We start from the raw sequence: 10,287 nt of genomic DNA, 5'->3' as shown, positions 1-10,287 counted from the left end.
CCCCGCCGCCAGGCGCACACTCACGGAGGTCACATGCCCATCCCGATGCCCTCGGCCCACGTGCCGACCATCGACATCTCGCCGCTGTCCGGGTCCGACGCCGACGCCAAGTCACGGGTCGCGCGGGAGATCCACGACGCGTGCCGCGGATCCGGCTTCTTCTACGCCTCGCACCACGGCGTCGACGTCCAGCTGCTCCAGGACGTGGTCAACGAGTTCCACCGGACCATGACCGACCAGGAGAAGTACGACCTGGCGATCCACGCGTACAACAAGGCCAACCCGCACATCCGCAACGGCTACTACATGGCGGTGAAGGGGAAGAAGGCCGTCGAGTCCTTCTGCTACCTCAACCCGGCCTTCACCGACGACCACCCGATGATCAAGGCCGGTACGCCCCTGCACGAGGTGAACCGGTGGCCGGACGAGGAACGCCATCCGCGGTTCCGGTCGTTCTGCGAGAGCTACTACCGGCAGATGCTGCGGCTCTCCACGGTGATCATGCGGGGGCTGGCGCTGGCGCTGGGGAAGCCGGAGCACTTCTTCGACGCCGCGCTCGCCGAGGCCGACACGCTCTCCTCGGTCTCCCTGATCCGCTACCCGTACCTGGAGGACTACCCCCCGGTCAAGACCGGCCCGGACGGCACGAAGCTGAGCTTCGAGGACCACCTGGACGTGTCGATGATCACCGTGCTGTTCCAGACGGAGGTGCAGAACCTCCAGGTGGAGACGGTGGACGGCTGGCGTGACCTGCCGACGTCCGGGGAGGACTTCCTGGTGAACTGCGGCACGTACCTGGGCCACGTCACCAACGACTACTTCCCGGCCCCCAACCACCGGGTGAAGTTCGTCAACGCCGAACGGCTCTCGCTGCCGTTCTTCCTCAACGCCGGGCACCACGCCGTCATCGACCCGTTCGTGCCGGAGGGCGCCGCCGAGCCGGTGAAGAACGCGCCGCTGCCGTACGGCGAATACCTCCAGCACGGGCTGCGGGCGCTGATCGTCAAGAACGGCCAGACCTGAGGTCCGCCGCCGTGCGAGCGGCCCCGGCCCGGTGGTGATCGGGCCGGGGCCGCTCGCCGTGGCGTCAGAGGGCGTCAGGGGCGCCCACCCGGCGGTACCAGGTCTCGCCCACCACCATGTCGTCGATGCCGCGCGACTCGCAGTAGAGCGTGAGGTCGGACATGCGGTTGATGAACCCCTCGCCGTTGAAGTTGAGCGAGGTGTTGCACAGGGCGCCGACCCCGGTGCGGGCGGCGAACGCGGTCAGCAGCCGGTGCAGCCGCGGGTTGCCGGAGTCCCGTACGGTCTGCACCCGGGCCGAGCCGTCGACGTGGGTGACCGCGCGCAGGCCGCTGGCGGCGCGGACCCGCCGGAAGTACAGCATGTGCGGGTCCTCGAAGTCCTCGTGGAAGACGGTGGCGAGGTCCTCGACGCGGCAGACCGGGGCGATGGGGCGGTAGTCCTCGCGCTGCTTGACGGCGTTGAGCCGGTCGCGGGTGGCGGCGCCGAACGGCTCGGCCAGCAGTGACCGGTTGCCCAGCGCGCGCGGTCCGATCTCCCACCGCCCCTGCACCCAGGCGACGACGCGGCCGGACGCCAGCGCCGCGGCGAGGGCGTCGTCGTCGAGCGGGACCGACCGCCAGCGGGCGGGGTCGGGTGTGGTGTCGGTGACGAAGTCGAGTCCGCTGTAGACGCTCCACTCGATGTGCGGATCACCGGTGAACGTGGTCAGCGCGTCGATGGCGGTGCCCAGCGCCGATCCGGAGTCGTTGGTGCAGGGGGCGACGAACACCGAGGAGAAGTGGCCGAGTTCGGCCCACTGGCTGTTCCAGTCGCAGTTGAGGCCGCACCCGCCGGAGATGTACAGCGGACCGCCGGCCGGCAGGTGCTCACGGGCGGCGCGCGCGAACGTCTCGAAGAGCCGCTCGGTCAGCAGCGCGGCGGCGGTCTTGCACTCGGGCGACTGGACACCGGCGTTGTAGAGCACGGAGTCCTGGTACTCGGACTTGGGCGCCGGGTACATGGAGTCCTGCTTCAGGATGCGTTCGACGACGTGTCTGATGTCGGGGCTCGCGTCGCGGGCGTCGCCGAACGCGGCCAGCGCCATCAGCTTGCCGGCGTCGTTGAGGCGCGGCTTGGCGCCGGTGGCGGGGAACGTGGGGTCGGCGAGGCCGAAGAGGAAGGAGTACCGCGCGCCGGGCGCGGTCATCACCGGTACCGTGCGGATGACGCGGTGGTCGGGGCCGACCAGGTAGAACGCGCCGACGTCGCCCTCCCACACCAGGACCGTCCGCTGCTGGGCGGTGTCGTCCCGGGGCGCCATGCCGAGCGCCATGTAGATGTGCGACCGCTCGTGCGTGGAGGAGAAGAACCTCACCTCCTTGCCGAAGAAGCGGGAGGTGGTGACGGTCGGTTCCTGGACGCCCTCGTACCCGGCGCCGATGGGGGCGACGCGGTTGGGGCGCAGGTCGGCCCATCCGCCGAGGGCCACCACGTCGGGTACGGCGTCGAGGCGTTCGGCGATGTCGAGGAGGGTCGCCGGCAGCAGCGGGGTGTACCGCGGGCGGGAGTCCTTCTCCGACTCCAGCGAGTACAGCAGGGTGCGGTCACCGATCGCGGCGACGGCGCCGTCGTGACCCGGTTTGAACGCAACGACGAGCATTCCTGTCCTTCCCACGGGGTGGACCATGGTCGGTCGGTCGGGTTCCGGTGCGGTTCAGCGCCGCTGCCCCGGCAACGGCCGCGGGGCGTCGGGTACCGCGTGCATGGTGACGTAGTTGTCGCCGATCCACTCCCCGAAGGTCGCGGTCGCGGTGTCGAGGCTGACGTCGAGGCCGTAGGCGCGGGCCTTGGGGACGGAGAAGGTGAAGTCGGTGGAGGGGCGCAGGAAGAAGACGCTGGAGGTGCGGTCGCTGCCGGCCCGCATCCCGGATCCGGGGGCCCGCACGTGGTGCCGGGGCGCGGGCAGGGCGCCCTGGGTGGCCAGCGGCGCGATGGCTCCGCACATCACCACCACGGCGTCCGGCACCGCCGGGAGGTCCACCATCTCCCCGTCGATCTCCGCCTGGAGGCTGACGAAGCCGTTGGCGCACGGCGTCTGGTGGATCAGGGTGATGATGGACAGGTCGTAGTGGGGTCCCATCCGCCGGGGCACCCGTTCGGCGGCGCGCTCCTCGGGGACCTCGGGGAAGTACCGCAGCCGCAGCACCGGGTCGCAGTCGAGCAGCGTGTCCATGTCGCCCGCGTCGTAGGTGCCGGTGGCGCCGAGCACCAGGCGGGCGGTCTCCCGCGCGGCGGCGTAGAGCCGGTCGAAGTATCCGGTCCACACCTCGGCGAAGCGCGGGGAGGGGAAGACGTTGCCGGAGACCCCCATCGAGTAGGACATCGAGTAGTCCGTGTAGGAGCCGGTGTTGGTCACCTGGGCGGTGCTCTCGGCGCCGAGCGCGGAGTAGCCGCGGCGCATGGTGGGGTTGTCGGTGGTCACCGCCTCCTTCTCGGCCGGGGTGCCGTGCTCGAAGAAGTCCAGCGCGGTCCGGGTGGCCAGGCGGTGGTCGCGCTCGTCCATGCCGTAGCCGGTGAGGTAGAAGACCCCCATCCCGGTCAGGCAGGCGCGGAACGCCTCCCGGTGGGCGTCGTCCCGTAGTTGGGCGAGGCTGAACATCGGTACCGTGGTGTCCGCCATGTCACCTGCTCCTTCGGCCGCGTTCTCAATGGTGCGCAGTGGTACTCAGTGGTGGAAGACGAGCGCGCGCATCTCCAGGGACGTGCGCAGGTGTCCGGTGCCGGCCGCCGTCTCGTCGTAGAACGCCGTGTGCGGACTGAGGCCGGCCACATCGAGCAGCCCGGACCGTGCCGCCTCCCCTCCCAGGGGCGCCAGACCTCGGCTGGCGCTGTCGTAGCACTTGAAGAGCACCACCTCGTCGGGGGTGAGCGAGCCCCAGTAGTACCAGCGGTGGGCGGGGTTGTGGCGTACCGAGTAGTTCTCGCGGTCCTTGAGCCAGGCCGGGAAGCGGAGCCGGGTCGGCACCAGGTCGGCGGTGAGGTCCAGCGAGCGGTAGTCGCACAGCGCGAGCGGGTAGTTCCGGACGGGTCCGACGAGGGGCCGCCAGACGTTGACGATCTGGAACCTGCGGAACGCGCGGGGTGCCCCGTCGTGGCCGGCGACCCGGGCCCAGGCGCTCCTCGGGCTCTGGTCGACGTGGACGCGCAGATGGGGTGACTGGTACGACGGGTCACCCTGGTCGCCGGCGTCCTGGTGGCGCACGGTGGCGTCGAAGAACCGCACCTCGTCGGCGCCGGTGAGCGCGGTCAGCAGTTCCGCGGTCTCCTGGCGGTAACGCCGGTACGCGGACGGGGAGTCGGCCAGCAGGTCGCGCTGGTCCACGGCGGTGGGGTGGACGGTCATGTGGAACCCCATGTCGTCCAGTCGTGGTGTGAGGGTGCTGTGGCGCAGGTCGGTGATGGGCGTTTCCACGCCGACCTTGCGGAAGTTGAAGAGCACCTCGGGGGGCCGGGAGAGGGCGTCGATGCACCAGTCGTCGTCCCGGCCGGGCGGCGTGAGCGGTGCGCTGTAGTACAGGAGGCTGGTTACCGTCGGCATGGCCGTCCCTTCGCCGCTCGTGCGTCTACTCCTTCGTCGTCGAACGGCGGAAGACGCCGCGGTCCAGTTGGGAGCTGGCGTTGGCGTACACCATGTCCATGGCCAGCACGTCGCGGAAGGAGGCGAGGTACTGGGTGAGGAGCGCGGGGCTGTAGCGGTGCCAGTAGGGGATCATGTCCTCGACGATGAAGTAGTCGCCCTCCTCCAGCAGGTGGCCGACGGCCCATTTCATGATGGCGAACGTGTTGCTGTGCGCGTCGTCGATGAAGATCAGCGGATGGGCGGCGCCCCGCAGCGGTTCGAACGTCTCCAGCTGGGAGCAGTCGGCTTCCCGCAGGGTGATCCCGGTGCGCTCGGTGTCGGGGATCTGGCAGCGGGACAGGTCCTTGTCGATGCCGATGACCTGGCAGTCGAGTCCCATGAGCCGGGCCAGGTCGCGGAACCAGACCAGGGAGCCGCCGCTGTACACCCCGAGTTCGACGACGGTGCGCGGGCGCAGTTCCCACAGCAGGTCGTGGTAGGCGGCCTGGGTGTCCGGGTCCTTGAGCATCCGCAGTCCCCGCCATTGATAGCGGGCGAAATCCGGATATCCGAGGTCGCGGGGTGCGTCGGCCCACTGGTCGAGTGGCCATTCACGCGGTCGGTCGGTCAGTACCGGGGGATGATAGACCGGGTCCTCGCCCAGCCCGCGGAACGTGTTCAAATCGAGGAAGTTCGCACGGGACCAGTCGTTCATCGCGCTCCCTTGAGTTCGCGTCCGGCGGCCGGTGACGCTCGATTGCCGTTCGGCCGATGCGTTCGGCTGTCACGGCGGTGAGCTGCGTATTCGGCACGGCCATCGTGCCCGGTACCGCTCTTGGGGTGCTCTTGCGGCTCTCTTCGAGTTCTCTTCGCGGTTTTTCGGTGGCGGCGGAAAGTACCTGTGCCGGGGTGTGTGCGGTGGTTGCCGGACGGTGCGGCGTACGGGATATCCGGGTGGGTCCGGTGATTTTCCGAATTTCCCGGGAGCGGGGCCGGGTTTGTGTTCCCGGCCCCGGTCGCCGGGGTCAGGCGGGGGTGCCGGCGCGCAGCGCCTGTTCGTCCTGGCGCAGTATGGCCTGCATCACCGTGGTCATCCGCTCCCCCGGGCTGATCCCGATCTGTTCGCGCAGGATGTCCTTGGCCCGGTGATAGACCTGGATGGCGTCGGCCTGGCGGCCCTCGGCGTAGTACGCCTTCATGAGGCTGACGTACAGGTCCTCGCGGAAGGGGTCGCGGTCGACCAGTTCGGACAGTCTGGTGATGGCGTCGTCGTAGTGGCCGAGGGTGACGTCGATCAGGGCGCGCAGTCCGACCGCCGCGGTCCACTCCTCCTGGAGTGCCTGGCCCCGCAGGCGCAGCCGGCCGGAGGTGGCGTCGGCGAAGGCCGGTCCGGTCCACAGGCCGAGTCCGGCGTCGAGTTGTTCGCCGGCCGCCTCGTCCTTGCCCGCCGTGTGCAGTTCGCGGGCGCCGCGCACCGCCTCGCGGAAGACGAACAGGTCGACGGCGTGCGGCGGTACGCGCAACGCGTAGCCGTGGTCGTACGAGCCGAGGGCGTCGCGCGGGAGCCCCGCCTCGGCCAGGGCGGTGCGGATCATCCAGGCGGAGGTCTGGAGCTGGCCGGAGACGGTCTGCGGCGGCTCGCCGTCCCAGGAGTCCTCGATGATGGCCTCCTTGGCGACGACCTGCCCGGGGCGGAGCGCCAGGGAGGCGAGGAACCGCCGCTGCCGCTGCCCTTTGACCGGTATCGGAACGTCGTCCTTCACGAGAGTCACCGGACCGAGCAGCCGGATCGTCACGTCGTACGGGATGTGCATGGCGGTTCCCCCTTTGCGGCAACCACGCCCTCGCCCGTGAGGGGTGGAGTTGGCATCGGCGTGTTCCGGGCCGGCGGTCACGGCGCTGTCGCCGGTCAGGGGACGAGGCCGGGGCCGGGGCGCGGCGGCTCCACGCCGGTGTTCCCGCCGGACCGGGACACGGACGGGACCGGGACGGCCGTCGGGCCACGGGGGCGACGCCTGCGGCACGGCAGGTGGTCACCACAGCCGTCGGAGCGCGTCATGGCCCCAGGCTAGGGGTGGCGGCTCGGTGGTTTCTTCCGGCAGGCGGCGTTCAGGACAGCTGGATGATGAAACAAACGGCCGGGCGGCAGTCGCGATCAGCGGCCGGAGCAGCAGGTAAAGACCCACCAATGGGACATCGTCCCCCGGCCGAACATATGACGAAAGGTCAGTGAGAATCGGTCGCTGTCCAACCGGGGATTGGCCTGGACCTCTGAAGAATCGGTCGCCGTGCGGCCCCGGCCTCCGGGCTGATTTGACCGGATCCCGTCGACCGGGCGGGCCGCTTCGGGCGGGGCCCGGCACAATGCGAGCGTGCGACCGGTGTCCCGGTGCGCGGGGCGGGGCGGCATCGAGCCCCGGTCCAAGGCGGCGTTCCCGGTACGGCACGGCACCGGCCGACGACCGCACGGCAGGGAGGGCACACGTGACCAACGTCCCGCGTTCCGGCCGGAGTCCGCGGATACGCACCCGGCTCGTCGCCATCCAGATCCTCGTCGTCTCGTTGCTGCTGCCCCTCGGCGGCCGTCTGTGGTACCTCCAGATCCGGCAGGGCGCCGTCTACGCCAGGGAGGCGTCCGGCAACCATGTGCAGCAGGTCGTCCAGCCCGCGGTGCGGGGCATGATCCTGGACGCGCGCGGGGTGCCGCTGGCGGAGAACGAGACCCGGCTCGTCGTCACCGCCTCCCGCGGCGAGCTGCTGTCGATGCGCGACGGCGGCAAGGCCGTCCTCACCCGGCTCGCCTCGGTCCTGGGTATGCGGCCCGAGACCGTACGCGACAAGGTGCGGCTGTGCGACGCGCGAACGCCGCAGCCGTGCTGGAACGGCTCGCCGTACCAGCCGATCCCGATCACCGACCGGGCCACGCCCCGGCAGGCGTTGCAGATCCGCGAGCGCGCCGAGGACTTCCCCGGCATCACCGCCGAGCCGGAGGCGGTACGCCGTTACCCCGGGCCGTACGGGGCCGGCACCGCGCAGGTGCTCGGCTACCTGTCGCCCGTCACCGACGAGGAGTTCCAGCGGGCGCGGCACGGCGGCTCCCCGTTCCTGCGCTCCGACCAGGTCGGGCGCAGCGGTCTGGAGCGCGAGTACGACCAGCAGCTGCGCGGGCGGGACGGCGTCACCCGCTACCAAGTGGACAACCTCGGCCGGGTCGTCGGCCGGGCCGGTGACGTCGGGCCCCGGCCCGGCTCCGACCTGGTGACCAGCATCGACGCCCGCGTCCAGCACATCGCCGAGACCCAGCTCGACCAGGCGCTGAAGGACGCCCGCAAGGAGTGGGACCACAACACCGGCACCAACTACAAGGCGGACTCCGGCGCCGTGGTGGTGATGGAGGCCAGGACCGGCCGGGTGATCGCGATGGCCTCCGCGCCCTCCTACGACCCCAACGTCTGGGTGGGCGGCGTCTCCCCCGCCGACTACCGGCGGCTCACCGGCCCCGGCTCCGACCAGCCGCTGCTCAACCGCGCGATCCAGGGCCTGTCGGCACCCGGCTCCATCTTCAAGGTCGTCCCGACCACGGCCGCGGTCAACGCCGGCTACCCCTTCGACGGGCGCTACGACTGCACCAGTTCGTACGCGATCGGCAGCCAGGTCTTCGGCAACTACGAGTCCAGGGGGTACGGGCCGATCACCCTGGGCCGCGCCCTGGAGGTCTCCTGCGACACGGTCTACTACCGGCTGGCGGACGAGGAGTGGCGCAAGGACGGCGGGCTGACCCCGAGGAAGAATCCGGCCGACTGGTTCTACCGGACCGCCCACCAGTTCGGCCTCGGCGAGCTGACCGGCGTCGACCTGCCCGGCGAACTGCCCGGCCGCGTCCCGGACCGCCGATGGAAGCGGCAGTTCTGGCAGGCCAACAAGGACACCTGGTGCCGGCAGGGCAGGCAGGACGGCGACTACGTCGAGCGGATCGCGTACGAGAACTGCCGCGACGGCGACCGGATCCGCGCCGGTGACCTGGTCAACTACTCCATCGGGCAGGGCGACACGCTGGTCACCCCGGTCCAGATGGCCTCCATCTACGCGGCGATCGCCAACGGCGGCACGCTGTACGCGCCCACCATCGGCAAGGCGGTCGTCAGCGCCGACGGCAGGCACGTCCAGGAGATCACGCCCAGGGTGCGCGGCAGGCTGCCCATGACGAAGCGGACCCGTGACCAGATCGACGAGGCGCTGGCGGGCGTCGCCACCCGCGGTACGGCCGACTGGCGGTTCGACGGCTGGCCGCAGGACCGGATCCCGATGCACGCCAAGACCAGCACCGCCGAGGTGTACGGCAAGCAGACCACCTCGTGGTTCGCCACGTACACCAAGGACTACGCGATCGTGATGACGATCGCGCAGGGCGGTACCGGCTCCGGCGCCTCGGCGCCCGCGGTGCGCAGGATCTACAACGCGCTGTACGGGATCTCCGAGGACGGCGTCGTCGACCCGGGCAAGGGGCTGCTGCCCGCACCGCAGCGGGGCCTGCCGACGATCCGCCCGGACGGCTCGGTCCAGGCCCCGTGACGGCGCCGGGTCACAGCGCGCGTTCGAGCCCCCACAGCGGCAGGTACTGGAAGAGCGTGACCGCTTCCTCGCGCCAGCGGGGCCGCCAGCCGGCCGCCTCGGCGGAGGCGAGTTCGGCGTGGCGGCGCATCGCGGCGCGCAGTGTGTCGCGGACGCCGTGGCGGTCGCCGATCTCCCGGACGGTGGCGACGGTCTCCTCGGTGCAGGCGGGGTCGCCGAGCGCCGATTCCACCAGCGCGCGTTCGGCGTCGTCGGCGGCGGCGAGGACGGCGCTGACCGCGTAGCTGCGCCGGCCTTCGCGCAGGTCGCCACCGGTCGACTTGCCCATCACCGCGGCGTCGCCGAACAGGTCGAGGTAGTCGTCGCGCATCTGCTGGGAGATCCCGACCAGCCGGGCGTAGCGGCGCAGCGTGTCCTCGTGGCGGCGCGGGTCCTCGCCCGCGGCGATCAGGCCGAGCTGGAGCGGGGCGAGGATGGAGTAGCGGGCGCTCTTGAAGTCGGCGACGGTGTGCAGCGTCTCCTCGTCGGGGACGGGGGTGAAGTCCCGTTCCAGGTCGGCGATCTGGCCGAGGAAGGTGGTGGTCGCCGCGCCGGTCTGGACCTCCAGCATGGCGTGGCGCACCGGCAGCGGGGCCGGCGAGTCGATCAGGACCCGCAGGGAGAGGAAGGCGGCGAGGTCGCCGGCGAGGATGGCCAGGCCCAGCGCGGCCTGCGGGTGCTCGGGGTGGCGGGCGCGGTAGGCGTAGTACGTCGACGGGCCGGAGCGGCGGGTGGGGCTGTTGTCGATGATGTCGTCGTGGATGAGGCCGTGCGTCTGGAGCAGTTCGACGCTGAGCGCCGCGTCGTCCAGCCCGGCCGGGGTGCCGGTGGTCACCAGCCGGGCGGCCTCGTACAGCAGGGCCACCCGCAGCCGCTTGCCGCCCCGCAGCGACAGGTCCCGCACCAGGTCCACGCATTCGGGCGCGAACCTGCTGAACGCGGGGGTCTCCAGGGTCTCCCCGAGCCGGTCGAAGTACGCCGCGAAGAGCCCCGCGAAGCGTTCTTCGTATCCGGCCAGACGTCCCATGATCTGCTTGGTCAGCTCGGTGATG

8 protein-coding genes are annotated in these 10,287 nt (G+C 71.0%); 2 read left to right on the top strand and 6 right to left on the bottom strand.

Annotation, left to right across the window (positions count from 1 at the left end):
- Positions 1-33 precede the first annotated feature (33 nt).
- Positions 34-1,023, top strand: coding sequence for a 2OG-Fe(II) oxygenase family protein (locus SCATT_RS26900; protein ID WP_014146384.1), 990 nt, complete (start codon positions 34-36; stop codon positions 1,021-1,023).
- 64 nt (positions 1,024-1,087) lie between these two features.
- Here SCATT_RS26900 and cmcH read toward each other — a convergent pair whose 3' ends face one another.
- From cmcH to SCATT_RS26875, 5 genes are all read right to left on the bottom strand, one after another.
- Positions 1,088-2,665, bottom strand: coding sequence for a 3'-hydroxymethylcephem-O-carbamoyltransferase (gene cmcH, locus SCATT_RS26895; RefSeq protein WP_014146383.1), 1,578 nt, complete (start codon positions 2,663-2,665; stop codon positions 1,088-1,090).
- Between the two features lie 54 nt (positions 2,666-2,719).
- Positions 2,720-3,685, bottom strand: coding sequence for a 2OG-Fe(II) oxygenase family protein (locus tag SCATT_RS26890; RefSeq protein WP_014146382.1), 966 nt, complete (start codon positions 3,683-3,685; stop codon positions 2,720-2,722).
- A 45-nt stretch (positions 3,686-3,730) separates the two neighbouring features.
- Entirely contained in the window at positions 3,731-4,603 is an 873-nt protein-coding gene (locus SCATT_RS26885) for a CmcJ/NvfI family oxidoreductase (protein WP_014146381.1), read from the bottom strand.
- A gap of 25 nt (positions 4,604-4,628) precedes the next feature.
- The gene (locus SCATT_RS26880) at positions 4,629-5,339 is read right to left on the bottom strand and encodes a CmcI family methyltransferase (protein ID WP_014146380.1); all 711 of its coding nucleotides are present in this window, start codon (positions 5,337-5,339) and stop codon (positions 4,629-4,631) included.
- Between the two features lie 310 nt (positions 5,340-5,649).
- Complete coding sequence (locus tag SCATT_RS26875; protein ID WP_014146379.1) at positions 5,650-6,438, bottom strand: AfsR/SARP family transcriptional regulator; 789 nt, start codon at positions 6,436-6,438, stop codon at positions 5,650-5,652.
- 670 nt (positions 6,439-7,108) lie between these two features.
- Between SCATT_RS26875 and mrdA the strand changes: the two genes are divergently transcribed.
- Complete coding sequence (mrdA, locus tag SCATT_RS26870; RefSeq protein ID WP_014146378.1) at positions 7,109-9,196, top strand: penicillin-binding protein 2; 2,088 nt, start codon at positions 7,109-7,111, stop codon at positions 9,194-9,196.
- A 10-nt stretch (positions 9,197-9,206) separates the two neighbouring features.
- On the opposite strand, the gene SCATT_RS26865 is transcribed toward mrdA, so the two are convergent.
- Positions 9,207-10,262, bottom strand: a complete 1,056-nt coding sequence (locus tag SCATT_RS26865; protein ID WP_173405759.1) for a polyprenyl synthetase family protein — start codon at positions 10,260-10,262, stop codon at positions 9,207-9,209.
- Between the last annotated feature and the right edge of the window lie 25 nt (positions 10,263-10,287).

Source organism: Streptantibioticus cattleyicolor NRRL 8057 = DSM 46488 (assembly GCF_000240165.1).
Lineage (GTDB): Bacteria > Actinomycetota > Actinomycetes > Streptomycetales > Streptomycetaceae > Streptantibioticus > Streptantibioticus cattleyicolor.
Note: the sequence above shows the minus strand (reverse complement) of the source record. Positions and strands in the feature narration are given on the sequence as shown.

Bases quoted from the DNA above. Each gene is read 5' to 3' on its own strand.
- cmcH (WP_014146383.1), bottom strand. From the start codon at position 2,665: ATGCTCGTCGTTGCGTTCAAACCGGGTCACGACGGCGCCGTCGCCGCG.
- SCATT_RS26865 (WP_173405759.1), bottom strand. From the start codon at position 10,262: ATGGGACGTCTGGCCGGATACGAAGAACGCTTCGCGGGGCTCTTCGCG.
- SCATT_RS26890 (WP_014146382.1), bottom strand. From the start codon at position 3,685: ATGGCGGACACCACGGTACCGATGTTCAGCCTCGCCCAACTACGGGAC.
- SCATT_RS26885 (WP_014146381.1), bottom strand. From the start codon at position 4,603: ATGCCGACGGTAACCAGCCTCCTGTACTACAGCGCACCGCTCACGCCG.
- SCATT_RS26900 (WP_014146384.1), top strand. From the start codon at position 34: ATGCCCATCCCGATGCCCTCGGCCCACGTGCCGACCATCGACATCTCG.
- SCATT_RS26875 (WP_014146379.1), bottom strand. From the start codon at position 6,438: ATGCACATCCCGTACGACGTGACGATCCGGCTGCTCGGTCCGGTGACT.
- SCATT_RS26880 (WP_014146380.1), bottom strand. From the start codon at position 5,339: ATGAACGACTGGTCCCGTGCGAACTTCCTCGATTTGAACACGTTCCGC.